Here is a 23,263-nt window from a genome sequence, read left to right as displayed (position 1 = left end):
GGGACCAGGGCTCCGGCAGAAGCGCACCACCGTGGCCGCGGACGCACCCGCGGCCTCTCATAACCCGGTGACCGGCATGTTCACCACGCCGGCGGGGTCGCGGAGCACGTCGAGCACGATCTGCCGCCCGGCCGAGGACATCGACGGCACGAGTACCCGCGCCTGCTCCAGCAGGCCCGGTTGGGCGAAGGCCGCCACGGCTCTGTTCTCCACGGCCAGCGACGTTAGGGAGCCGACGTTGCTCTCCACCAACGCTCGGCTGAACCGATCATGAACAGAATCCCCGTCAGATCCACCGTAGAAACGCTGTTTCCGGCTTTGTCGGGAAGGTGTCGCTGTTCATCTTGCGGGTGTCTTTGGTTCGCCCGTTAGTGCACCGAAGACTCCAGCACCGGGACCTGCCGACCTGGACGTTGTCCGTGGTCCGCGGTCCATAGGCCGTGGTCCGGCATGATCTGTAGCCGCGCGCACAGATGACCTGCTCGCTCGCCGCACGGGCGTTGGCGTGGCTGGCTCTGCTGTGCCGGTCTACTGCGGCGAAGACGCAGAGACACCCGCCCCGGGGCATGAGGCCATGCTGCTCCGCCCTGCTGACTTCCAGCAGGGCCCCGATCCGTCTGACGGCAACGGAAGCGGATGACGGCTCCGGCGGGTGGAGCCGTCAGGACCGTCGTCGTTCTGGTCGAGGACGCCGCTCAGGTATCGATGGCGTGCTCTGGGCGGCGGAGTCGGACGTGGGCAAAGGCCCACGTCAGCCCGGTGAAGACTGGTGCGCCGCCAGGGACTCACCCCCCGGACCCGCTGATTGAGAGCGGCTGGTGATCAGTTCGGGAAGTGTCGTGCGCCGATGCATACCGCACTCGGCGCGTGCCGTACCCGCTCCGAGGCCACATCATGCCGAGGCATGTGACGGTTGCGTAGTGTCCGGTCGCAGCCCGGACGTGCTTCGCCATGTGGCCGTGAGGAGTCCGGGCTGCGGAGGCCATGCACGCCTTGTCCGACTTCGTTCCCTATGGAGCCGGGTCGGGCCCGAGGCGCGTCAGGTCGAACAGCGCGGCGATGGCCGCGTAGCCGTCGGCCGTGAGGTTGACGTGGTCGCCGGTGTCGTAGTCGGCGGCTGTGGCGTTGCTGAGTTGCAGTTGGGGTGGGTCGGTGGTGCCGGCGGGGTCGGGTATGGCGACGGCGGTTTCGGCGTCGATGTAGTTGACGGTGGGGGTGCTGAAGCTGACCTGGTCGCTGATCCAGGTGTTTGCCATTGTCCGGTTGTTATCGATGTCCGTGGTGCAGGGGGTGTAGCCGTCGCAGGGGGTGAGGGTGGTGAAGATGACCTTGATGCCCCAGGCCCTGAGCTGGTCGCGCAGCAGCTCGTAGGACTCTTCGAGGCTGGTGTTGTCGGTGTCGGCAACGATGTCCTGTAGTCCTTCGTCGACGATGACTGTGGTGATGCCGGGAAGGTCGAGGACGTCGCGGTCCAGGCGGGTGAGCACGGCTGGACCGCCTTGGCTCTGGTTGGTGGCAAGGCGATTGTTCTCGATGCCGGAGGCGACGATGCCGTAGTCCGGGATTCCCTGGTCGTTGTTCTGGAGTGCTGTGGCGAGGTCGTCGGCGAGACGGTTGACGTTTGCGGCTGTGCTGTCACCGGCGAAGGGGGCGATCAGGTTGTCGCCGAGTACGGCGATGGTGGACTGGTTGGTGTCGGTGGTGACGTCGATGCCTGTGAGGATGTCGGTGAACCAGCCCCAGTACACGCCGGTACCGCTGAAGGCAGAGGTGCCGGTGTCGGTGGTGTGGTCGCCCGAGCCGACGGCGCTGACGTACTGGGTGGTGGTGACGCTGGCCCAGCTGTGCTGGACGAGGTAGGGAACGTCGTTGACCAGGTGCAGGCTGATCATGATGTGTTTGCCGGGCGTCGCCGTGTAGCTGATCGGGTCGCTGAAGACCTCGCCTCCGGCGGGGATGGTGACCGTTCTGCTGCCTGCGTTGAACGTCAGGTCGGTGGGTGTGGCGGTGGGGGCGGCTCCGGAGGACTGGGTGGCGATGGTGGTGTGGTCGATGGTCAGTGGGGTACGGCCGAGCGCGTTGGACAGGCGGATGCGGACGCTGGACCCGGGGACGCTCGGGTCGGCGGCGATGCGGAAGGTCTGGTCCTTGAAGTCGGTGTCCTCGAAGTTGAACGCTCCCTCGTTCGGAGAACTCCATGCGCCGGTCCACTTGGCGCCGTCCGGTGCCGCGGCGGTGTCGCGGACGGCCATGCCGAAGATGTGCAATCCGGGGACGTACTGGCGGGCGGCGTCGGTCAGGTCCGGCAGGGTGACGGAGCTGACAGGGGTCCCTGGCTTGAGGGGCACGGCGAAGGCGTAGATGTTGGTGCTACGCGTCTCCTGGGTGCCCTTGGCGAGGTTACGGTGCGGCAGGGTGACGGCGGCCAGGGCGTTCGAGCCGTAGACCCAGTCCGGGATGGTCAGGTGGTAGGGCACTGGGGCGCTGCCGTCGCTGTACGAGACGGTACCTTGGGGACCGCCGGCCAGGCAGTCCTCGTACTGGCCGTTTCCGAGGGTGCATGTGGTGCCGCTGACGGAGGTGCCGTCGGGGATGACTGGGCTGGAGGAGTCGTCATCGGCACGCTGGGAGCTGACGAGTCCGTAGGTGGAGAAGCCGAGGAAGACCAGTGCTTGGCCGCGTGCGTCGTTCATCTGGATGGTCTGGTCGGCGGCCATCACGTTGTCACCAGAGGCGGAGCCGAAGGCGGGCAGCGTGAAGGCGGCGCCGTCGATGGTGATCTTGCTGCCGGGTTGCCACCCGGCGGCCTTGAGGTCCTGCAGGGACATGGTGGCGCCGACTCCGTCCGCGTCGGCAGCAGCCTTGTTGCTGTCGTCGGTGACGGCGGTGTTGTTGAAGGCGTCCTTCAGGCTCGCGTAGGTCTTGCCGGTGTGGCCCACCGCTGTGAACTGGTACTGCTGCTGTACTGAGACGTTGCCGGCGGTGTCCACGGCGTACACGTACAGGGTGTGCGTTCCGGGGGCGGTGGGGGTGACGGTGATCGTGGCGGTGTTGGCGGAGGCCGTGGCGGTTTCGGAGCCGGGTGTGTTGGACGTGGGTGGGCTGGCGTCCAGGTTGTAGAGGAACTTGGTGGCGCTGTCGGTTTTGAGGGTGAACTTCCCCGGGGTGCCTGCGACGGTGGTACCGGGGGCGTCTTCGGGGTAGAGGCCGTCGGTGCTGGCGACGGTGGGTGCATCCGGCGCGGTGAGGTCGACGGTGAAGTGGCAGGTGGACGATGTGGGGCTGGTGTCCTTGCCGTCTTTGGAGACGACGTTCCAGCCGACCACGTCGCCGGTCCTGAGGCCGTTCATGAACGTCGAGGACAGCGACTTGGGGGCGTTGCCGCCGCTGGCGACCGTGGCGCTGGTGGTCGTGGTGGAGGTGCCGCCGTTGACCCAGTACTTGTAGGTGGCTGCCAGAGCGTCCTTGTCGCCGTCGCTGACGGTGACGTTGAGCGTGGGCGGCGTGGTGGACAGGGTCTTGCCGATGACCGGGTAGGGCGTCGAGGTGCCGCAACCGGCGGAGTGCGTACCGAACTTGGCCGCCAGGCTGCCGGGCTTACTGGGCACGTGGTTGTACTCAATGGACATCGACGGGTTGTTGGCGAAGCGTTTGAAGTAGTTGCCGTCGCCGCTTCCGTCGTGGCTGTTGACCAGGGCGAAGGTCCAGCTTGAGGACGGGACTGCTGCAGGGTTGGGTGACACCTGACCTGGCTTGCTGAGAGGCGGCCTGGAAGGATGTTGCAGTGCCCAAGCCGTATCCGAAGGAGTTCCGCGAGGACGTCGTGCGGGTCGCGCGCAACCGCGAGCCCGGCGTCACGCTGGAACAGATCGCCGCCGACTTCGGCGTCCACCCGATCACGCTCTCGAAGTGGCTGCGCCGCGCCGACACCGACGAGGGCGCCAGGCTCGCAACGACGTCGGGCGAGGCGGCCGAGCTACGCGAGGCCCGTAAGCGGATCCGGTTGCTGGAGCAGGAGAACGAGGTGCTCCGGCGGGCAGCGGCGTATCTGTCACAGGCGAACCTGCCGGCAAAATGATGTACCCGCTCGTCCGCGAGCTGGCCGCCGCCGATGCCCCTCACCGGGTGCCGGTGGCGGTGACGTGCCGGGTGCTGGGGCTGGCACGCCAGCCCTACTACCGGTGGCTGGCCTGCCCGGTCACCGACGCCGAGCTGGCCGAGGCGTATCGGGCCAATACCCTCTTCGACGCACACCGCGACGATCCCGAGTTCGGTCACCGGTTCCTGCTCGACGAGGCCCGTACTGCCGGTGAGCCGATGGCCGAGCGGACCGCCTGGCGGATCTGCCGGGACAACGGCTGGTGGAGCGCCTTCGGCAAGCGCAAAGGCCGCGGCAAGAACGCCAAGGCTGGGCCGCCGGTCCACGATGACCTGGTGCGGCGCGACTTCACCGCCGACGGGCCGAACCGGTTGTGGCTCACGGACATCACCGAGCACACCACCGGCGAGGGCAAGCTCTATCTGTGCGCCGTCAAGGACGCCTTCTCGGGGCGCATCGTGGGCTATTCCATCGACGCCCGCATGCAGTCCCGCCTCGCCGTGGCCGCGTTGGAGTCCGCCGTCGCCCGCCGCGGCCAGGTGGCCGGGTGCGTGGTGCATTCGGACCGCGGCTCGCAGTTTCGGTCACGGAAATTCGTCGCCGCTCTCGTCCGCCACGGACTGGCCGGCTCGATGGGTCGGGTCGGCGCAGCGGGCGACAACGCTGCGATGGAAAGCTTCTTCGCGCTGCTGCAGAAGAACGTCCTCGACCGCCGTACCTGGGCCACCCGTCAGGAGTTGCGGACCGCGATCGTGACGTGGATAGAGCGCACCTACCACCGGCGCCGACGCCAGAGACGCCTGGCCCGTTTGACCCCCGTCGAGTACGAGATCATCATGACCCCACCTGCAGCACTGGCTGCATAGACCCCCGCTGTCACCCGATCATGCAGCAGTCCCAACCGAAGTCTCGGGTCCCAAATATCGGCACAACTGAAGAAGCAAGGTCTGCAACCAGGCGACTTGGTGTGCAGCATCTCGATCACAGTCAGAACATGTTAGGTGGGGCAGAGCCGTGCGGTTGCGTGACTTGGACGTATCTCACGCTATGGCGACCAGTGCTGGCCTGTTTGGCGTCTGGCGTGCAAGCGCATTCGACCACGTCAACGGGCTGGATCAGTGGGAGGATGAGGTAGCAGAAGACTCTTCCCTCGAACGCCAGATCTCGGATGGTGCCTTCGTGCCGATCAACATCGGAGGCAACGGGGCATTCCAGGTCGCCGTGCGCGGAGTGGAGGCGCCGGGCAATCTGAGCGAACGAGAGCGGTCCTATCTCCTTGTCTCTTCCGATCCTTATCTCCTCGTCTCGGACGGGGTGCTGGGACTCGGCGGACTCGAAGCCGTAGGAAATTACGCCAGCGCGGAGAAAAAGGAGATTCAGCTCGATAATGGTAGGTATGCCGTAGTCGTCCACCTGGTGGATTGGCAAGCGGAGCCTGGTGGCCGTGGAGCTGATGGAAAGCCCTCTGCGGGGGCTCTTCCGGACTTCATTGTTGAGATCTTCACCGAAGTCCAGGGAGGGATGAAGTACCGCACCAAGGTCGAGACCTTCGACCGGCCATAGTTTGAAGAATCCATGGTGCCGCCGGGACCGGTTTGACGGTAGTGGTGACGGCAACGTCTGCTTCACTGCCCGCATCACCGGCGGCCAACTGGCAATCTCCGACGAATCCACCTAACTCCGGTTCGTACCGCCGTAAGAGATCGAGCAGTTGCCAATGCACCACACCCAACGGCAAAAGGCTCCAGCACTTCCTGGAGCACCGGGGGAAGCCATGCCTGGGCTGAAACCGGCTGACGGCAGTAGCTGACGGCAGTAAGCCCGCACAACCACGGACACCCACGCACTTCACCGGACCAGCAAACTGCGCTTGACCTGCGAAGAAGCAGGTAGTTGGGGGCGCGTAGCACACGTACTATGAGCCGGCGGGGACCACGCCGGTACTCGTGCACAACATTGATGAAGGGCTTCTCTGCGACCTCACGCTTGGTCCGGGGCCGAATGCGAGGGAAGGCGTGACGCTGCCTGGCGGAAACAGGGATGCGCCAGGAGTTCAGGAAACCTGACCAATGAGGCTGGCGATGAATATGGGTGTCACACATGTGATGCAGCGAGGACTGGAAGAGGCCCAGCCGGGACGGCCTCAGGGTAACTGGATCACTGATCATCAGGGTGCGACGAAGTTGGTTGGAAAAGCTCCATTTGACACCTATCAGACCGGGTACCCCGCATTGTAGGGCATGTGCCGGGCGGCAGGCCGGAGTTGTGACACAGATCGGGCGAGGAAACTATGAATTTGAACCTGAGCCATGATGACTCGCTGATCGGGCGGGCCACGTTCTTCGTTGACCATGGCGTCGTCATGATTTGAGGACCCGGAAAGCTCCTTCTTGAACGATAACTGGGACCCGTCTACCGAATATGTGAGTGCTGGTCCAGACTCTGTCTATCTGTCGGTTCAGGCGTCCGTAGACGGGTCAGTCGAGATTGGTATCCTTAGGTCGGATTCAGGCTTCCGAGACGGCGTCGTCTATTTTGATGGCACGATTTTCGTGCATTCGGGCTGGATCGTGATTCATGACCCAACGATGTCATGCGCTTCACTATCCGACCCTCAAAGGGGGAGGTTGTGATGACGGTGCTCGTAGATGAAGCGGGACTTGCAAGTCAGATGAAAGTCGTGTTTCTAGGGTGGGCGGGCCGAGCGCCGAGCGCGTGGAACACCTGGAAGGAGCACTCGGCGAGTTCGTCGAGCCGCTGGGGGCCGAAGCGCATGGAGACTTTGGGCCTGGGCCACGGCACGGTCAGACGGATGAGGTCGTCGACAAGGGCAGTGCTCGTCCGGTGGCGCCGCAGTGCGTCCCGCTTCCCCGCGACGGCCGGCGCCTCGGCCCGGCCTCAATCGCTCCCCACGGCGGTGACGTCCAGACCGGACGTGCTCGTCATCGCCTCCAGGCGTCCGCCTCGGGCGGCGAGAAAGCCGCGGAAGAGGGCGGCCGCCGCCGGCTGGACGGCCTGGGCGGACCAGGCGACGGCCAGGGTGCGGTCCGCCGCCACCTCCCCGGGAGCGACTTTCAGGGGAACCTCGACCGTGCCGGGGTGGGGCGCTCCCTCGCCCGGCAGCAGGGCGACACCGAGGCCGGCCGCCACCAGCCCGCGCGCCGTGCCGATGGCGTCCGCCTCGGCGCGTACGCTCGGGGTGAATCCGGCCGCCCGGCACAGTGCGTCGGCGATCTCACGGCTGCCGTAGCCCTCACGCAGGGCGACGAAGTCCTCCAAGGCGGCATCCGCCAGGCGGACGGACTTGCGGGTGGCCCACCGGTGGTCCGACGGCACCACGAGCCGCATCTCCTGGCGCTGCAGGCGGAGAACGGAGATGTCCGGCCCCTCCGGCAGCGGGGCGATGAGGCAGAGGTCGACCTCACCCGCCCTCAGCAGTTCCGTCATCCGGTCCGACGACGCCTCGGTGAGGCGGAAGCGGACATGCGGGTGGGCGGTGTGGAAGAGGCGCAGCAGGGCGGGGACCACACTCGGGCCGAGGGACTTCAGGTGGGCGAGCCTGACCATCCCGTACTCGGCGTCCGCCGCCGCGGCCACCTCGTGACCGGCGCGATCCAGGATGTCCAGGGCCTGCTCCGCGTGCGCCAGCAGGCGTCGGCCGTGACCGGTCAGCCGGATGCCGCGTCCCACGTGGCTGAAGAGCGGGATACCGAGCTGTGCCTCCAAGCGGCTCATGGCGCGGGAGAGCGTCGGCTGGCTGATGCCGAGCGCCTCGGCGGCGTGGGTGAGGTGCTCCGTCCGGGCGACGGTCGCGAACTGGGCGAGGATCGGCGCCACAGCGCTCACCAACGGAGGCCGATCGTCAGTCGGCGGTGTGCGTTCGATCACGTTCGCGAGCCTTTCGGTGTGTTCTTGTACAGGTCATGACAGATCTATGCACCGTTGAGAGTAGTCACCCGAAGGCAGGACATTGGTCTGACAGCTGGGGAAAAGGAATGTTGGCCCCATGGTCAACGAGATCACGCGGGCTCTTCTCCCCGTCTTCCTGGCACTGGGGCTCGGCTATGGCGCCGGCAAGCGGGGGTTCATCGACAATCAGAACGTCTCCTCCCTCAACAAGCTGGTGATGGTGTTCGCCATCCCGGCGTCCCTGTTCGCGTCCATCTCCTCCCAGAGGCGTTCCGCCATCACCTCGCACGGTGGGTTCATCGCCGTGGTCGTCATCGCCTTACTCGTCGTGTACGCGGTGACGCTCGTGCTGCAACTCACGGTGTTCAGGCTGGACAGAGGCCAGGCAGCGGTGCAGGCCCTGACCGTCGGCTTCCCCAACTACGCTTCCATCGGGCTTCCACTGGCCGCCGCCATCGTCGGTGGGCCGGGAGCCATCGCCGTGGCGATCAGCCTCTCGCTCGGTTCCATGACCATCTCGCCGCTGACCCTGGCGCTGCTGGAGGAGGCCGCACTCGGTCCGGGCGCGCCCGGCCGTCCCGCGCTGTCCCGCTTCGGCACGGCGCTCGGGAAGTCGGTGCGCAAGCCGATATTCTGGGCACCGATGCTGGCCTTCGCACTGGTCCTGTGCGGCGTGCACCTGCCGACTCTGGTCGCAACGGCCCTGGCTCCGATCGGTGCGGCCGGACCGGGTGCTGCCCTCTTCCTCACCGGACTCGTGCTCTCCGCACAGAAGTTGTCCTTCGGTCCCAACGTTGCCTACGGCATCGTCATGAAGAACGCGCTCATGCCGCTCCTGGCGTGGGGGCTGTGCGTCCTCCTCGGTCTGGACAGGCTCGACACCACCGATGCCGTACTCCTGACCTCGATCCCCTCGGGGTTCTTCGGGCTGGTCTTCGGCGAGACCTTCGGCATCCGGCCCAAGGCATCCCAGTCCACCCTGATGCTGTCGACCGTTGCGGGCATCGTCTCGCTGTCAGTGGTCATATCCCTCCTGCCGCAGCACCGGTAGGCCTCCGCAGGCCTCGAACGCCGACCGGCATCGCCCCCTCTCCCCGCGGCAGGGGTCCTGGGCCTCCCGACCGGCATCGCCCCCTCTCCCCGCCGCCGGGGTCCTGGGCCTGCCTACCGGCAGCGGCCACCTCCACCGCCAAGGGAACAACCGCTTCCCACGACTTCGATCCGAAGGACTCCCCATGGTGCTCGATTCCCCACCCCGCCGCTGGGACACCCGCCGGGCCGACAAGGCCCGCCGCCTGGCCCGTGCCGCTCCGCTGGCCGCGGGCAAGGTCATCCCCACCGAGAAGGCGACGGACGCCCTGCAAGCACTCCTCGAACCCGGCGACAGGGTCATCCTGGAGGGCGACAACCAGAAGCAGGCCGACTTCCTGTCCCGCTCCCTGGCCGCCGTCGACCCCCGGCTCGTGCACGACCTGCACCTGCTGATCTCCACCTTCTCCCGGCCCGAGCAGTTGGACCTGTTCGAGGACGGCATCGCCAGCAGGTGCGACTTCGCCTATGCCGGTGCCCAGTCCACCCGTGTGGCCCAGTTGCTGGCCGACGGAAAGATGGAGGTGGGCGCGATCCACACGTACGTCGAGTTGTACGGGCGGCTGTTCGTCGACCTGATCCCGAAGGTCGCCCTGGTCGCCGCCAACGCGGCCGACCGGGAGGGCAACCTCTACACCGGCCCCAACACCGAGGACACGCCGACCCTCGTCGAGGCCACGGCCTTCCGCGACGGCGTCGTCATCGCACAGGTCAACGAACTGGTCGACGGGCCCGGCGGCCTGCCGCGGGTCGACGTCCCCGGCGACTGGGTCGACTTCGTCATCCCCGCCGATCGCCCCTATGAGATCGAACCGCTGTTCACCCGCGATCCGCGCCACATCACCGAGGTACAGATCATGATGGCGATGATGGCGATCCGCGGCGTCTACGAACGGCACCAGGTCACCACGCTCAACCACGGCATCGGCTTCGACACAGCCGCCGTCGAGCTGCTGCTCCCCACCTATGGCGAGTCCCTCGGACTGCGCGGCCGCATCGCGAGGAACTGGGTGCTCAACCCGCACCCCACGCTCATCCCGGCCATCGAGTCCGGCTGGGTGGAGTCGGTGGTCGCCTTCGGCGGTGAGGTGGGCATGGAGAAGTACTGTGCGGCCCGCCCGGACGTCTTCGCCACCGGCCGTGACGGCACACTGCGCTCCAACCGCCTGCTCGGCCAGGTCGCCGGGCACTACGCCGCCGACATGTTCATCGGTGCCTCCCTCCAGATCGACAAGGACGGCAACTCCTCGACGGTGACCCACGGCCGGCTCTCCGGCTTCGGCGGTGCCCCGAACATGGGAGCGGACGCGCGGGGCCGGCGCCATGCGTCGCCCGCGTGGCTCGACCTGGCCTACGGCGAGGGCGATGTCCTGCGTGGTCGGAAGCTGGTGGTGCAGACTGTGGAGACATATGCCAAGGGCGGCGTCGCCAAGCTGGTCGAGTCGCTGGACGCGGTCGAGGTCGGACGGGCCGCGGACCTGCCCGTCGCCCCGGTGATGATCTACGGGGACGACATCACCCACGTCATCACCGAGGAGGGCATCGCCTACCTCTACAAGGCACGCGACCTCGAGGAGCGCCGCGAGGCACTGGCCGCCATCGCCGGTGTCAGCCCCATCGCCGGGAGGCACGACCCCAAGCGGGAGGAACGGCTCAGGCACGACGGCCTCGTCGCCACCCCGGCCGATCTCAAGGTCCACCCCGCCGACGCCAAACGCTCCCTCCTCGCCGCCAGGTCCATCGAGGACCTGGTGACCTGGTCGGGGGGCCTGTACGAACCGCCGGCCAAGTTCCGCAGCTGGTGAACGCCACCATGACGACCGCACTCGACATCACCGCGCCCGAGACGCTGGCCGGCAAGGCTGTCCAGGCGCTCGTCGACGAAGCGACCCTCACCCCGAAACCCGGCCTGGTGGACGGGCGGGGCCCCGGCGCACACGACGACATGGACCTGGAACTGCTGCTGGCCTCCGCCGCGAGCCTGCACGACTCCTTCGCCGAGATGGCCGAGGCCGCCTACCACATCGGGACCCCGAGCCGCGAGCTGCGCGGCGAGCTGGCCCGTATCGGGCGGGCGGCCGAGGCCCGGATGCTGGAGGTGACCGGCGGAGTCAACACCCACCGGGGCGCGATCTGGGCACTGGGCCTGATCGTCGGCGCGGCGGCCACCGGCGGCCGGGACCCCTTCCGCACCGCGGCGTCGATCGCCGCCCACCCCGACCCGGCCGCGCCCGCCCCGGCCCTCACCCACGGCGCGCTGGCGAGCTTGCGCTACGGCGGCGGCGGTGCCCGCACGGAGGCGGTCGCCGGCTTCCCGCACGCCCGCCTGGCATACGCCGCCCTGCGCGACGCCCGAGCGCGCGGCGCGACCGAGACCCAGGCCCGGCTGGACGCGCTCATGGCGGTCATGGCCTCGCTCGACGACACCTGCCTGCTGCACCGCGGCGGCCCCGACGGCCTCGCCGCCGCCCAAAGCGGCGCCCGCCGGGTGCTGCTGGCCGGCGGTACCGCCACACCGGCGGGCCGAGCCGCCCTCGCCGAACTCGACAGTGCGCTCACCGCCGGCCGGCTGTCGCCGGGCGGCAGCGCCGACCTGCTCGCCGCCGCCCTCTGTCTGGACTCCCTCGACGTCACCGCCCCCCTGTCCATCCCCGCGTGAGCACGACACCCACCCGGCCTGAGCCGGCTTGCCCCTTGGCAGGAGACCTGATGGAACACCACACGCACACCTTCACCGGAACCACGCCGCTCACCCGCCGCGCCCACGTCGGCGCCGTCAGTTCGGGCGACCTGGAGGTGCTCATCGAACCCGCCGACAGCGGCGTCCGCGTCGACCTGCGCACCAGTGTCGACGGATTCGACGGCATCTGGCTGGCCGTCCTGGAGCGCTTCTTCTCCCGCACCGACATCGCCGCCACGGTTCAGATCAACGACTTCGGCGCCACCCCCGGCACCGTCGCGCTCCGACTCTCGCAAGCAGTGGAGGCAGCCAAGTGAGCACCCCGGAGGAGACCCGAGCCGTCGCACTCGCCGACCCGTTCACCGAGTTGCCCGCCCGCGAACGCGCCCGCGCACTCCTCGACCAAGGCACGTTCCGTGAACTGCTCGGCCCCTTCGACCGCCTCGAATCCCCCCACCTCGCGCCGCAGGGCATCGTCCCCCAGAGCGACGACGGCGCCGTCGTCGCCCGCGGCACGATCGACGGACAGCGCGCCGTCGTCGTCGCCCTGGACGGCAAGTTCCAAGGCGGCGGCATCGGCGAGGTCAACGGTGCCAAGCTCGCCGGCAGCCTCGAACTCGCCGCCCGGGACTGGGAGCAGGGCACCCCCATCCGTCCTGTCATCCTCCTGGAGACCGGTGGCATCCGCCTCCAGGAGGCCAACCTCGGCCTGCTCGCCATCGCCGACATCCACGCGGCGATCGTGCGCCTGCGCCGGTACACCCCCGTCGTCGGCGTGGTGACGGGCATGGTCGGCTGCTTCGGCGGCATGGGCATCGCCGCCGGACTCTGCACCGACCTGGTGATGACCCGGCAGGGCCGGCTCGGCCTCAACGGCCCCGAAGTCATCGAGCAGGAGGCAGGCGTCCAGGAACTGGACTCCCTCGACCGGGCCCTGGTCTGGTCGATCATCGGCGGCGAGCAGCGCACCGCCGTCGGACTGGCTGACCGCCTGGTCGACGACGACACGAGTGCCGTGCACGCCGCGGTCCGCGCCGTCTTCACGGCCGGTGGCACCGGTCACCCGCGCTCCGACCGGGTCGACGAGGCTCTCGCCCTGCTCGGCTCCATCGACCCGGCCACGCCGCTCACCCCCCACGCTCTGCGCGACATGACGAAGGGACAGACCAAGTGAGCGCCGACACCATGCCTTCCCGCGGCCGCGACTGGTTCCAGCGACTGACCGGCACCGCCGCCGGCCCGACCGGCTCCGTGCTGTCCGCCGAGGCCGGCCTCGGCGGCGAACCGGCCCGTTTCCTGGCCGTCATCCCCGATCCGGCGGGGAAGTTCCCCCGCGCCCGAGGCGGTGAGGTCGGTCTTGAGGAGGGATGGCGCCTGGCCGCCGCGGTCCGCGCCACGGTAGCCGCCGACGCGGGCCGCGAACGCAGGCAGCCGATCATCGCCGTGGTCGACGTCCCCAGTCAGGCGTACGGCTACCGCGAGGAGCTGGCCGGACTGCACCAGGCGCTCGCGGGAGCCGTCGGCGCCTACGCCACAGCGCGTCAGGCAGGGCACCCGGTGATCGCCCTGATCGTGGGCAAGGCCATCTCCGGGGCGTTCCTCGCCCACGGCCTCCAGGCCAACCGCCTCCTGGCCCTCGACGACGACGCCGTCCAGGTACAGGTCATGAGCAAGCAGGCCACCGCCCGCATCACGCGCCGTACCCTCGCCGACGTGGAGGAAGTCGCCAGGAAGGTCCCGGCGACCGCCTATGACGGAGCCTCCTTCGCCAGGCTCGGAGCCCTGTACCGACTGCTTCCCGGCGACGCGGACGTCAGCGCGGTCCGCGGCGCCCTGGCCGAGGCGGTGGCTGATGCCCGCCAGAGCCCACGAGACCTCTCCGGCCGGCTCGCCTCGGCCGAAGCGCTCCAGGCCCGCGCCGCTTCGATCGAGGTGCGCCGCCGCCTCGCCGCCGCATGGCAGGAATGACCGTGACCACGACACGCGACGACCCCTGCGACGGGGCTCTCGGCGGCTGCCGACACCCCGGCCGGGCGGACGACGCCCGGCCCGGGCCGTGGCCCCACGACCTGCTGCGGCTGGACGGCCCCGACTGCCTCATCCCCGCGCCGTGCGCGGAGCCGACCCCGCCCGCCTGGGTCCACGAGGCCCTGGAGCGGACCCCATGGGTCGTGGTACGCCGCGCCGCACGCACGTGCGCCGGCGTCCCCGTCGGTGTGCGCGGCCCCTCACGCGGGCATCGGTGGGCGGCGTACGTCTCCCTCGACGCGGTCCGTACGACCGTCCGCCCCGAAGCACTGCTGAGCAGGCCCTCCCCGCGTGAGCTGCCGGTCTTCCACGCCGTGGCGGCTCTGGCCGGCCTGACCCGCCCGCGCTGGGCCACCGCTTGGGGGCCCGGTGGCAGCACCGGCTTCGAACTCGCCACCGGTCACCCCACCGCCCACCGCGACAGCGACCTCGACCTCCTGGTACGCGTCCCGCATCCCGTGCCGCGTGCCCAGGTCACCGGGCTGCTGGACGCGCTCACCGGCCTCCCGGTCCGCGTGGACGTGCAACTGCAGTCGGCCCACGGTGGGTTCGCCGCCGCCGAGTACGCCCACGACAGCGGCACGGTACTCCTGCGCACCGACACCGGGCCGTACCTGGTCACCGATCCATGGCGCCGCCCCGACCGCGGGGAACCGCGATGAGCAGCGTGTTCCTCTTCCCGGGCCAGGGCGAGCAGTACCCGGGCATGCTGCACGACCTGCCCGGCCACCGTGCGACCACCGCCGCCCTCGACGACATCTCCGACACGCTCGGGCACGACGTCAGGACCCACGACGACGAGCGGTCCCTGCGCTCCAACGCGTCCGTGCAACTCGCCCTGTTCGCCGCCGCCGTCGCCTCCTGGCGCGCACTCGAGGCCCTGGGCGCGCACGCCGACTACGTGGCCGGGCACTCCATCGGCGCGTTCGCGGCGGCCGTGGCCTGCGGGGCCCTGGCCCTGCCCGACGCGGTCCGGGCGGTGTGGGAACGGGGGCACGCCATGGAGCAGGCCCACCCGCACGGATACGGCATGGGGGTCGTCCTCGGCCTCGATGAACCGGCCGTGACCCGGCTGGCCGACCAGGCCACCCGGCCAGGCGAACCCGTCTACGCCACCAACGTCAACGCACCCCGCCAGATCACCGTCTCCGGCGCTCACGCGGCCGTCGACCGCGTCCTGGCCCTGGCCCGCGCCCACGGTGCCACCAAGGCCCGGCACCTCGCGGTCGACGTTCCCGCGCACTGCGCCTTGATGGCGGGACCCGAACGCGAGCTGACCGCCGTCCTGTCAGGCGTGACGATGGCCCGCCCAGGGATCCCCTTCGCCGGGAACTGCACGGGCCGCACCCTGCGCACCGCCGACGCCGTGCGGCAGGACCTCATCCGCTCGGTCGCGCGCCCGGTCCGCTGGCACGAGGCCACGAGCGTCCTCTACGAACGCGGTGCACGGCTCTTCGTGCAGGTGTGGCCCGGCGATTCACTCGCCCGCCTCGCCCAGGCCGCCTTCCCCGACGCACGCGCCACCAGCATGCGCGCCGGCCCTTTGGAACACATCCCGCAACTCGTACGCCGCGAGGGCGAGGAACACCTCTGAGCGGCGGGCGTTCGCCCGGGTACGGGCCGACGCCTCGCACCTGCGTCTGTACGTGGGCGGCGTGCGGCGATCGCAGAAGTCGTGCACCACGCCGTGGCCGGCCCGCGGCCCGGTCACGCCGTCACGACCGCGCGGCAGGCGGCCTTCAGGGGCCGGCCGCAGCTTCCCGTGCCGGGCGGGCGCCCAGCAGCGCCGCGCAGCTCGGCCACATGGTGCCGAGCCGTTCGGTGTTGTTGTAGAGCTTGGCGAACAGCACCTGCCCCTCCAACTGGGCGACCAGAGACCGCGCGGCCTCGCCGGCGTCCACCACGGTGACCTCGTCGCGCTCGATGGACTCGGTGATGACGGACGCGACCATCTCGACCTGCGCATCGAAGATGTCCTGAAGCCGCGTGCGGATGGCCTCGGTCTGGTTGCTCATCTCCAGGGTGAGGTTCCCGAACAGGCAGCCCGAGACGGTGCCGCAGCTCTGCTGTCCGGCGTGCTGTGCCGCCTGTGTCTCCTCGAACAGGTGACGCAGCCTCTGCAGTGGCTCCGCGTCGCTGTTCAGGATGCGTTTCCACGTCTGCCGCTGGGCGGCCCAGTGCTCGTCGATCACGGCCAGCGCCAGGGCCTCCTTCGACTCGAAGAAGTAGTAGAAGCTTCCCTTGGGTACGCCTGCCGCCTTACAGATCTCGGCCACGCCCAGACCGGAGTAGCCGCGCAGTTCCACGAGCGACTGCGCGGCGCTGAGGATCCGCTCCCTGGCGTCGCTGGTCCGTCCCATGGAACACAGAGTACGCCTGACCGAAGGCAAATACTAGACCGGTCGGCTAGTAGTCCCGGCGCCTCGACGTGCGGCGGCGTTCGCGAAAGGCCGGCGGGGGAGGAGGTCAGGCGTCGTCGCCGGTCTTTCCGGGGTCGTTGGGGTGAGGTTGCAGCGGGGTGACCACCGCGGTCATCCATGGACTCAGCGGAAGCGTGCCGAGCACTTTCTCGCGCAGCTCGGCCTCGTCCTCGGCGCACCACACGCCGATGCTGCGCGCTTCGCCCACCGGGCGCCACAGCCGGAACAGCTGGCCCGTGGCGGCCAGTTCCTTGGCGCGGACCGCCTCCGCGGCGCGGCGACGATCGACCTCGCCGGGGTCGGTGCCGTCGGGGATGGTGGTGGTCAGTTCGACCAGGAATTCCTTCATCACCTTCTCCTCGGGAGTAGGTGGCCAGTGGCCCCTCGATGCGATTCCCGCTTCAAGCGTAATCGCGCATCAGAAAAATATGGGATCAATGGGGCGGCCGGAGGGCGGGCCCGGCGATCGCGGCGCAGGCCCGCCCCGTACTCGATGACCCCGTCGGCGTGGCCGTCGAGGAACGCGACCTCCCGTACGCCGACCCCTGCCGCGGCCCGGCGCTGTGCTGCCTCGCGCGGCGGCGGCCCGCACCGTGCGGGCGGGAGGCGGTCACGGCACGGCCGGGTGGCTGGTGCTGCGGCTGCTGGCAGGAGTGACCAGCGCCCTGATCTTCGTCATCGCGGTCAGTTCCCTCCTCGGTCGTCTGCGGGGGCACCCGGCCCACCTGCCGGGCTGGGGCTTCGGTGGTGTCGGCGCCGGCATCGCGCTGTCCGGTCTGCTCGTGGTCGTCCTGCGTTCGGTCGGCGACTGGCGGGCCGCCTGGTGGGCGTCGGCCGCACTCGCTGCCGCGCTCGCCGTCGCCTCGTGGAACCTCCGCCCCGAAGCGCCGCCCCCGGCACGGTCGGAATCCGGCGGCACGGCCGTCAGCGGGCCGAGGGTGCGCACGCATCGCTGGTTCCCCGCCCTGCTCGTCGCCTACAGCCTGGAGGGCATCGGCTACGTCGTCGCCGGCACCTTCCTCGTCGCCGCGATCGAACAGAGCTCACTCCGGCTGGATCGGCAGCGGTGCCTGGGTGCTCGTCGGGCTGGCCGCCGTCCCTTCCTCCGCGCTGTGGGCCTGGCTCGGTCGCCGCTGGTCCCGTCCCGGCCTGCTGCTCGCCGCGCTCCTCATCCAGGCGGTCGGCATCGCCCTGCCCGCGCTGATCGGTGGAGTAGCGGCCGCCCTGGTCTCCGCGGTCCTGTTCGGCGCGACCTTCATCGGCGTCAGCAGGCTCGCCCTGGCCGCGGGTGCCCATCTGCGCTTCCCCCGCTCCGTCGCCCTGCTGACCGCCGGATACTCGGTCGGCCAGATCCTCGGCCCGCTCGCCGTCACTCCGCTGCTCCACCACGGCTACCACCAGGCGCTGCTCCTGGCCTCCGTCGTGGTCCTCGCGGCCGGTGCCGCCGCGGCGGTGCTGCGTGTGGGCTTCCCGCACCACACGGGGGTTGCGCGGCACGCCGCCACGGAGCGCACTGGCGCGAGACAGGCGCGTGGTGGCGAGGCCGAGCGGACATATGCATGCATTTGTTCGAACGAGCGCCTAGCCTTGAACAGGAGATTTAACTCACCAAAACGACCGAATGAGGTTGGAAAGGTGAATGCGCGATGGCGAAGATACTTTTCGTCGTGAGCTCAGCCGCGTACTGGATCCTCAAGGACGGCACCAGGTACGCGACCGGCTACTGGGCCGAGGAGTTCGCGATGCCGTACAAGAAGCTCACGGACGCCGGCCATGAAGTCGTGGTCGGGACGCCGGGCGGCATGATCCCGAACGTCGACATGATGAGTCTGCGCCCCACGATGGCGGGCGGAGAGGACGGCGCGCTCGAACTGGAGGCCATCATCCGTGACGCGGAAGTGATGCGCCGCCCCCTCAAGCTGTCGGACGTCCGCCTGGAGGACTACGACGCGGTGTACCTGCCCGGCGGTCATGGCCCGATGGCGGACCTGGCGTTCGACGCCGATGCGGGCCGGCTGCTGACGGCACAGCTCGCCTCGAGCAAGCCGCTCGCGATCGTGTGCCACGCCCCCGCCGCGATGCTGGCCACCAGGATCCATGGCGAGTCGCCCTTCAAGGGCCGCAGGGTCACGTGCTTCACCGATGAGGAAGAAGAGGCCGTCGGACTGGCCCCCAGGGCGACGTGGCTGCTGGAGACGGAACTGAAGGAGAAGGTCGGCGTCGACTTCAGCCGCGGCCCGATGTGGGAGCCGTACATGGTGGAGGACGACAATCTCATCACCGGTCAGAACCCGCATTCCGCCACGGTTCTGGCGGACCGGCTGCTGGAAACCCTCAAGTGAGGACGGCTTGCGGCGGTTCGGCCTGAGCGGAAGGTGGCGCTTCCTGATCAGGGCGCGGTGCCGTCACGTCACGGTGCCGGGTTGGACCGGCACCCCGGGCCGGCGCAGAACATGGCGCGGCGGCGACACCAAGGGAGCGGCGAGGAAGTCACGGTCTTCCGGGGCGAGCCTCACCCGGTCCGCACCGAGGTGCCGCTCAAGGACCCCGTGATCCGGTGGCGCAGGGCGGGATCTGCGCAGAATCCGCAGGCGGCCAGCGACCTCCTGAAGGCGCTGGCCTGCCGAACCTGGCGCCGGCGCCGGCCTCCTCGCCTACGGCCCCTTGTCCGTCCCGGTGCGCATCGGCGCGCCGTCGGGGGCTTCACCCTGTGAGACGTGGCCGAGCCGCAGGTGCTCGACGTGGTGGACGGCCTGGTCGAGGAGCTGCGCGACGTGGTTGTCGTAGAGGCGGTAGACGATGCGGCGTCCGTCGCGCGGCCCGGTGACCAGGCCCAGGATGCGCAGCAGGCGCAACTGGTGGGAGACGGCGGACTGTTCCATGCCGACGGCGGTGGCGAGCTCGGTGACAGAGGAGCCTCCGTCGGCCACCTGCCGCAACCTGTCGAGGATCAGCAGCCGGGAGGGGGTGGCCAATGCCCGGAGCGTGGTGGCCACGATCTCCGCGGCGGCATCGTCGAGACCGGCGTCCGCGACGCCGCCGCGGCCGCCGAATGGCTCGTCCGGGCGTGCGGCTTCACCGGCGTGCACGGGTCCGCGCCCGGTGTCGTGGCTGGACGAACTGCAGCATCAGCGTGGCCGGGGGGTGCGCTACTCCGGGCCCGCCATCCCTGGCCCAGCGCAGGACATCGTCCGTGCTGTCGTCGTCCATCGCAAAGCCGACCCAGGTCGCCCGGCCGCCGGCCAGGCGGCCGGCGGTGGAGGGCTGGACGACGATGATGTCGCCCTGGTCGCAGGGGCCCAGGCAGTCGGATGTACGCACCTCGAAGCTGCCGCCGTGGTCGCGGGCGCCGGCGCGCAACTGTTCCAACTGCCGGTCGTGGTCGGTACCGGGGTGCTTGCGCGGGTTGCCGCAGCAGCAGCCTCGGCAGACGAGCAGAGTGCAGGGCCGGACGAGAGCGGCACGGGTCGTCTCCGCACGGGGCGGTGTGCCGGGACCGGCTGTCTTCCGAGGGCTCACAGGGCGGTCCTGGAGGGCACACCGTGTATCCGCACCTGGCCGTCACGCCACGCGGCGGCCAGGAGGTGCGGACCGGCCCAGGCCAACGCCGCGACCGGCGCTCCGTCTCCCTCCAGCTCACGTGCCGGGCGCAGGCGTTGCCGGGGCCGCCCGGCCGTTGCGTGCCACAGGGCCACGGTGCAGTCCGTGCCGCCGCTGGCCAGGTGTCCCTCGGCGCCGGGCCGCCAGGCGAGGGCGGTGAGCGTCCCATGGCAGCGCAGGGACCGTGGTGCGGTGCCTTCCGGACCCTTGCCCGAGAAGTCCCACACCGTCACATCGGGCGCGCCGCCGGAGGCCAGCCAGAAACCGGTCTCGTCGAAGGCGAGGCGGGAGACCTTTTCGGGGTAGCCGGACATGGTCAGCTCGCCACCGTCCCGGGTCCGCCAGATGTGAATGGACGCGTCCTGGTTGCCGCTGCAGATCCACCGACCGGTGGGTGCCACGGCGAGGGCGAGGTGTGAACCGATGTAGGGGTAGGTCGTCACCGGCTTCTCGGTGTGCCGTTCGTGGCAGCGAACGGCGCCGTACGCCGCCACGGCCAGCCGCCGTCCCCGGCGCATCCAGGCGAGGTCGGTGACCGTCGACGCGGCGGGCTCCGTGCGCCACAACTCCTCGCCGTCCGCGTCAAGGACCAGCGCGCGCCGACCGGAGGCGACGGCGACCCGGTCGTGGTCCGCCCAGGCCGCGGCGGCCGACCAGGTGCCGGATTCCCGGACGGTCACACGCCCGTCGGCGCGCCGCCACAGGGCGAATCCCGTCGGGCCCGTTGCCACGAGGTGGTCTGCTCGTGGGGAGAGGTGGACACTGAGCGCGCCACCGGGCAGCTCGAAGGAGCCGAGGTCCGTGCCCCTCTCCACGTGCAGGATCCGTACCCGGCCCTCGGCACCGGCGACGGCTACCAGCTCATCCCCCGCACTGAGCGCGACCGGCGCGTCGTCGACGGAGGTCTTCCAGGCCAGAGGCGACTCCACAGCGACGGTCACGTGGCCGCCCCCACCGTGACCAGGCAGTCCCTGAACCCGCGCTCCAGCTCCGCGCGATCGAGGTCACGGCCGATGAACACCAGCCGGTTGCACCGCACTTCACCGTCGTTCCAGTCCCGCCCGAACATACCGTCCAGCAACATGTGCACCCCTTGGAAGACGTACTGCTTCGGGGCGCCCGCTATGGCGAGGATGCCCTTGGAGCGGAACAGGTCGACACCCTTGGTGCGCGGCAGTGCGCCGAGCCAGGCGTTCAGGCGCTGCTCGTCCAGCTCACCCTCCAGTTCGAGGCCGACCGACGTGACGGTCGTGTCGTGCCGGTGCTCCGTCTCGGTGAGGAAGGACGGGTCGTCGGTGAGCACCCGTTCAAGGTCGAACGCGCCGACGTCCAGCACCTGCTCCAGGTCGACCGCCGCGTCCGGGGTCGGATGATGCGCACACCGCTGTTGATGGCGCGAATGCGCCGGATGACCTTCCCGAGGGTCTCCTCGTCGGCAAGGTCGGTCTTGTTGAGCACGATGCGGTCGGCGAAGGCGATCTGCTCGACGGCCTCGTTCTCCACGCCGTCGGGTTTGACCTCGTCCAGGTGCTGCATGACGTGGGCGGCGTCGACGAGTGTGACGATCGCGTCCAGTCGCAGCCGGGAGGCGACTTCGTCGTCCATGAAGAAGGTCTGCGCGACCGGCGCCGGGTCGGCGAGCCCGGTGGTCTCGATGAGGATGTGGTCGAACTTCTCGCGGCGTCGCATCAGCGCGGTGAGTATGCGGATGAGATCTCCGCGTACGGTGCAACAGATGCAGCCGTTGTTCATCCCGAAGATCTCTTCCTCGGCGTCGGGTACGAGTGCGTCGTCGATGCCGACCTCGCCGAACTCGTTCTCGATGACAGCGATCCGCATCCCGTGGTGCTCGGTGAGGATGCGGTTGAGCAAGGTGGTCTTGCCCGAACCGAGGAAGCCGGTCAGGACGGTGACGGGTACGCGCTCGTCCTGGGGTTCGCGGGGTTTCGTGGTGGTCAAGTCGGACTCCCGTCGTCGTCGAGGTCGAGCAGGCTGCGGACGGTCTCTTTCAGCTCACGCAGACGCGGACTCGGCCTCGGCAGTCCTGGCGAGCGGTCTCCCGGTGGCATGACGGGGTTCTCCTTCGTGCCGGGCGATGTGGGGCATGACGGCGGGGCCTGTGGGCTGGCCGCGGGTGGTCCGGGCTGTGTCCCCTCCGCGCCGCCGCGTGCGACGGCCATGGACGGTGGCCGGCCGATCGCGTCGTCGCCGGCGACCAGGGGTGCGTGCGGTACCGGGGCGGTGACAGCGCAACAGCGTCGACTTGCCGCTGCCGTTCGGCCCTACCAGGCCCACCAGTTGCCCGCTTCCCATCGTGAGGGTGAGGTCCTCCACCAGTCGGTCGCCGGCGATCCGGATTGACACGTCCGCGACATCGAGACGCATCACCGGCCGCCGAAGGTGTAGCCGCGTCGCCGCATCAACACCAGGAAACACGGCACGCCCAGCACGGCGGTGACGACTCCCACCGGTAGTTCGGCCGGCGCGAGCACCAGCCGGGAGAGGACGTCCACCCAGACCAGCAGCACCGCGCCGGCGAGCGGCGCGACTGCCAGCACCCGGCGGTGGTCGGCGCCGACCACCATCCGTGCGATGTGCGGCACCATCAGGCCGACGAATCCGATGGCTCCGGAGACCGCCACCACCGTTCCGATGACGGCGGCCGTCACGACGAACAGCTCCCGGCGCAGTCGGCCGGGGTCCACCCCCAGCACGGCCGCCGTCTCATCGCCCATGGCCAGCGCGTTGAGCCGGCCCGATATGCGCAGGAGGTACACCCATCCCGCCAGGACGGCCGCGGCGGCCACGGGCACCGACCCCCAAGACGCCCCGCTGAGGCTGCCGAGTAGCCACATCATCGCGGACTGGGCCGCCTCGCCCCGGGCGGAACTGAAGACCATGAGCGTCGTGACGGCGGAGAACCCGTAGGACAGCGCAGTGCCGTTCAGGACGAGACGGAGGGGTGTGAGTCCCGATGCGGTGCGCGCTGTCGCGTATACCAGCGCCATGGCGGCGAGGGCCGATGTGAACGCTGACACCGACAGTGCCCAGAGACCGAGCGCGGAGAACGCGCCCAACAGGATGACGGCATCGGCGCCTACCGCTGCACCGGAGGAGATGCCGAGAACGAAGGGGTCCGCCAGCGAGTTGCGGACCATGGCCTGCACGGCGACACCGGTCGATGCCAGGCCGGCGCCGACCACCGCGGCCAGCAGGGTGCGTGGCAGACGGATCTGCCATACGACGGTATGAGGCGACGTCGTGGGGGGCGATGGCTCCGCCCGACAGTCCTGCCGCCAGGAAGCGCAGTGTCCGTCCCCACGGCACCGACGAGGCGCCGTGCTCGATTCCGCAGATCAGCGATAGCAGCAAGAGCGCGGTGAGCCCCGCTGCCAGAGGGAGGGCCGGTACGCGCCTCGGCCCTGTGTCCCGCATGCC

General features: G+C 69.6%; 22 protein-coding genes and 4 pseudogenes. 13 read left to right on the top strand and 13 right to left on the bottom strand.

Annotation, left to right across the window (positions count from 1 at the left end; genetic code table 11):
• Window positions 1-57 precede the first annotated feature (57 nt).
• Both ACSMXW_RS11500 and ACSMXW_RS11495 read right to left on the bottom strand, forming a co-directional pair.
• A complete protein-coding gene (locus ACSMXW_RS11500; RefSeq protein WP_485805811.1) occupies window positions 58-213 on the bottom strand; it encodes a hypothetical protein in 156 nt (51 codons plus the stop codon).
• Window positions 214-1,010: 797 nt separating this feature from the next.
• Complete coding sequence (locus ACSMXW_RS11495; protein WP_485805809.1) at window positions 1,011-3,743, bottom strand: SGNH/GDSL hydrolase family protein; 2,733 nt, start codon at window positions 3,741-3,743, stop codon at window positions 1,011-1,013.
• A gap of 41 nt (window positions 3,744-3,784) precedes the next feature.
• On the opposite strand from ACSMXW_RS11495, the gene ACSMXW_RS11490 reads away from it, so the two are divergent.
• The 3 genes and pseudogenes from ACSMXW_RS11490 to ACSMXW_RS11480 all read left to right on the top strand — a co-directional run.
• Window positions 3,785-4,965 (top strand): IS3 family transposase gene (locus tag ACSMXW_RS11490; protein ID WP_485805807.1). Its coding sequence is split into 2 segments (ribosomal slippage): window positions 3,785-4,069 and window positions 4,072-4,965, totalling 1,179 coding nucleotides; the frame shifts between segments, so codons are not numbered across the junction.
• 181 nt (window positions 4,966-5,146) lie between these two features.
• Window positions 5,147-5,662, top strand: a complete 516-nt coding sequence (locus ACSMXW_RS11485; protein WP_485805806.1) for a hypothetical protein — start codon at window positions 5,147-5,149, stop codon at window positions 5,660-5,662.
• A 52-nt stretch (window positions 5,663-5,714) separates the two neighbouring features.
• Window positions 5,715-5,886: pseudogene (locus ACSMXW_RS11480) on the top strand (DNA mismatch repair protein MutT); the annotation flags it as partial.
• Between the two features lie 1,111 nt (window positions 5,887-6,997).
• On the opposite strand, the gene ACSMXW_RS11475 reads toward ACSMXW_RS11480, so the two are convergent.
• The gene (locus tag ACSMXW_RS11475) at window positions 6,998-7,945 is read right to left on the bottom strand and encodes a LysR family transcriptional regulator (protein WP_485805804.1); all 948 of its coding nucleotides are present in this window, start codon (window positions 7,943-7,945) and stop codon (window positions 6,998-7,000) included.
• Between the two features lie 160 nt (window positions 7,946-8,105).
• Between ACSMXW_RS11475 and ACSMXW_RS11470 the strand changes: the two genes are divergently transcribed.
• The 8 genes from ACSMXW_RS11470 to ACSMXW_RS11435 all read left to right on the top strand — a co-directional run bounded on the left by ACSMXW_RS11470 (window position 8,106) and on the right by ACSMXW_RS11435 (window position 15,399).
• On the top strand, window positions 8,106-9,059 hold the full coding sequence (locus ACSMXW_RS11470; RefSeq protein ID WP_485805802.1) for an AEC family transporter: 954 nt from the start codon (window positions 8,106-8,108) through the stop codon (window positions 9,057-9,059).
• 184 nt (window positions 9,060-9,243) lie between these two features.
• Window positions 9,244-10,902, top strand: a complete 1,659-nt coding sequence (gene mdcA, locus ACSMXW_RS11465) for a malonate decarboxylase subunit alpha (RefSeq protein WP_485805800.1) — start codon at window positions 9,244-9,246, stop codon at window positions 10,900-10,902.
• A gap of 8 nt (window positions 10,903-10,910) precedes the next feature.
• The gene (locus ACSMXW_RS11460) at window positions 10,911-11,756 is read left to right on the top strand and encodes a triphosphoribosyl-dephospho-CoA synthase (RefSeq protein ID WP_485805798.1); all 846 of its coding nucleotides are present in this window, start codon (window positions 10,911-10,913) and stop codon (window positions 11,754-11,756) included.
• A 50-nt stretch (window positions 11,757-11,806) separates the two neighbouring features.
• A complete protein-coding gene (gene mdcC, locus ACSMXW_RS11455; RefSeq protein WP_485805796.1) occupies window positions 11,807-12,094 on the top strand; it encodes a malonate decarboxylase acyl carrier protein in 288 nt (95 codons plus the stop codon).
• Entirely contained in the window at window positions 12,091-12,951 is an 861-nt protein-coding gene (locus ACSMXW_RS11450) for a biotin-independent malonate decarboxylase subunit beta (RefSeq protein ID WP_485805794.1), read from the top strand. Before mdcC ends, ACSMXW_RS11450 begins: the two co-directional genes overlap by 4 nt.
• Window positions 12,948-13,745, top strand: coding sequence for a biotin-independent malonate decarboxylase subunit gamma (gene mdcE, locus ACSMXW_RS11445; RefSeq protein WP_485805792.1), 798 nt, complete (start codon window positions 12,948-12,950; stop codon window positions 13,743-13,745). Before ACSMXW_RS11450 ends, mdcE begins: the two co-directional genes overlap by 4 nt.
• Window positions 13,746-13,747: 2 nt before the next feature.
• Window positions 13,748-14,467: a malonate decarboxylase holo-ACP synthase gene (locus tag ACSMXW_RS11440; RefSeq protein WP_485805790.1), complete on the top strand. Its 720-nt coding sequence runs from the start codon at window positions 13,748-13,750 to the stop codon at window positions 14,465-14,467.
• Entirely contained in the window at window positions 14,464-15,399 is a 936-nt protein-coding gene (locus ACSMXW_RS11435) for an ACP S-malonyltransferase (protein WP_485805789.1), read from the top strand. Before ACSMXW_RS11440 ends, ACSMXW_RS11435 begins: the two co-directional genes overlap by 4 nt.
• A gap of 145 nt (window positions 15,400-15,544) precedes the next feature.
• Here the strand turns inward: ACSMXW_RS11435 and ACSMXW_RS11430 are convergent, their stop codons facing one another.
• The 3 genes and pseudogenes from ACSMXW_RS11430 to ACSMXW_RS11420 form a co-directional block, all read right to left on the bottom strand.
• Window positions 15,545-16,165, bottom strand: a complete 621-nt coding sequence (locus tag ACSMXW_RS11430) for a TetR/AcrR family transcriptional regulator (RefSeq protein ID WP_485805788.1) — start codon at window positions 16,163-16,165, stop codon at window positions 15,545-15,547.
• Between the two features lie 106 nt (window positions 16,166-16,271).
• A complete protein-coding gene (locus ACSMXW_RS11425) occupies window positions 16,272-16,574 on the bottom strand; it encodes a muconolactone Delta-isomerase family protein (protein ID WP_485805786.1) in 303 nt (100 codons plus the stop codon).
• 101 nt (window positions 16,575-16,675) lie between these two features.
• Window positions 16,676-16,837: pseudogene (locus tag ACSMXW_RS11420) on the bottom strand (PIG-L family deacetylase); the annotation flags it as partial.
• A 5-nt stretch (window positions 16,838-16,842) separates the two neighbouring features.
• On the opposite strand from ACSMXW_RS11420, the pseudogene ACSMXW_RS11415 reads away from it, so the two are divergent.
• A pseudogene (locus ACSMXW_RS11415) lies at window positions 16,843-17,722 on the top strand (YbfB/YjiJ family MFS transporter); the annotation flags it as partial.
• Between the two features lie 149 nt (window positions 17,723-17,871).
• On the top strand, window positions 17,872-18,567 hold the full coding sequence (locus ACSMXW_RS11410; protein WP_485805785.1) for a type 1 glutamine amidotransferase domain-containing protein: 696 nt from the start codon (window positions 17,872-17,874) through the stop codon (window positions 18,565-18,567).
• A 312-nt stretch (window positions 18,568-18,879) separates the two neighbouring features.
• Here ACSMXW_RS11410 and ACSMXW_RS11405 read toward each other — a convergent pair whose 3' ends face one another.
• The 7 genes and pseudogenes from ACSMXW_RS11405 to ACSMXW_RS11375 all read right to left on the bottom strand — a co-directional run bounded on the left by ACSMXW_RS11405 (window position 18,880) and on the right by ACSMXW_RS11375 (window position 23,260).
• Window positions 18,880-19,314 (bottom strand): ArsR/SmtB family transcription factor, encoded by a 435-nt coding sequence (locus ACSMXW_RS11405; RefSeq protein WP_485805783.1) that lies wholly within the window; start codon window positions 19,312-19,314, stop codon window positions 18,880-18,882.
• Window positions 19,301-19,744, bottom strand: a complete 444-nt coding sequence (locus ACSMXW_RS11400; protein ID WP_485805781.1) for a (2Fe-2S) ferredoxin domain-containing protein — start codon at window positions 19,742-19,744, stop codon at window positions 19,301-19,303. Before ACSMXW_RS11400 ends, ACSMXW_RS11405 begins: the two co-directional genes overlap by 14 nt.
• Window positions 19,741-20,766 (bottom strand): WD40 repeat domain-containing protein, encoded by a 1,026-nt coding sequence (locus ACSMXW_RS11395; RefSeq protein WP_485805780.1) that lies wholly within the window; start codon window positions 20,764-20,766, stop codon window positions 19,741-19,743. Before ACSMXW_RS11395 ends, ACSMXW_RS11400 begins: the two co-directional genes overlap by 4 nt.
• Window positions 20,763-21,128 (bottom strand): GTP-binding protein, encoded by a 366-nt coding sequence (locus ACSMXW_RS11390; RefSeq protein ID WP_485805778.1) that lies wholly within the window; start codon window positions 21,126-21,128, stop codon window positions 20,763-20,765. The genes ACSMXW_RS11395 and ACSMXW_RS11390 overlap by 4 nt, the downstream gene beginning before the upstream one ends.
• Entirely contained in the window at window positions 21,020-21,784 is a 765-nt protein-coding gene (locus ACSMXW_RS11385; protein WP_485805776.1) for a GTP-binding protein, read from the bottom strand. The genes ACSMXW_RS11390 and ACSMXW_RS11385 overlap by 109 nt, the downstream gene beginning before the upstream one ends.
• 54 nt (window positions 21,785-21,838) lie before the next feature.
• Entirely contained in the window at window positions 21,839-22,138 is a 300-nt protein-coding gene (locus tag ACSMXW_RS11380) for an ATP-binding cassette domain-containing protein (protein ID WP_485807971.1), read from the bottom strand.
• A gap of 71 nt (window positions 22,139-22,209) precedes the next feature.
• Window positions 22,210-23,260 (bottom strand): annotated as a pseudogene (locus ACSMXW_RS11375) (FecCD family ABC transporter permease).
• Window positions 23,261-23,263: the final 3 nt, after the last annotated feature.

Source organism: Streptomyces sp. DSM 116793 (assembly GCF_057320905.1).
The sequence above is the reverse complement of the archived record's forward strand: the minus strand, read 5'-3'. Positions and strand labels throughout refer to the sequence as shown.

Excerpts from the sequence above, each read along its gene's own strand:
- ACSMXW_RS11485 (WP_485805806.1), top strand. The coding sequence starts at position 5,147 with ATGGCGACCAGTGCTGGCCTGTTTGGCGTCTGGCGTGCAAGCGCATTC.
- ACSMXW_RS11470 (WP_485805802.1), top strand. The coding sequence starts at position 8,106 with ATGGTCAACGAGATCACGCGGGCTCTTCTCCCCGTCTTCCTGGCACTG.
- mdcA (WP_485805800.1), top strand. The coding sequence starts at position 9,244 with ATGGTGCTCGATTCCCCACCCCGCCGCTGGGACACCCGCCGGGCCGAC.
- ACSMXW_RS11460 (WP_485805798.1), top strand. The coding sequence starts at position 10,911 with ATGACGACCGCACTCGACATCACCGCGCCCGAGACGCTGGCCGGCAAG.
- mdcC (WP_485805796.1), top strand. The coding sequence starts at position 11,807 with ATGGAACACCACACGCACACCTTCACCGGAACCACGCCGCTCACCCGC.
- ACSMXW_RS11435 (WP_485805789.1), top strand. The coding sequence starts at position 14,464 with ATGAGCAGCGTGTTCCTCTTCCCGGGCCAGGGCGAGCAGTACCCGGGC.
- ACSMXW_RS11430 (WP_485805788.1), bottom strand. The coding sequence starts at position 16,165 with ATGGGACGGACCAGCGACGCCAGGGAGCGGATCCTCAGCGCCGCGCAG.
- ACSMXW_RS11425 (WP_485805786.1), bottom strand. The coding sequence starts at position 16,574 with ATGAAGGAATTCCTGGTCGAACTGACCACCACCATCCCCGACGGCACC.
- ACSMXW_RS11410 (WP_485805785.1), top strand. The coding sequence starts at position 17,872 with ATGGCGAAGATACTTTTCGTCGTGAGCTCAGCCGCGTACTGGATCCTC.
- ACSMXW_RS11380 (WP_485807971.1), bottom strand. The coding sequence starts at position 22,138 with ATGGGAAGCGGGCAACTGGTGGGCCTGGTAGGGCCGAACGGCAGCGGC.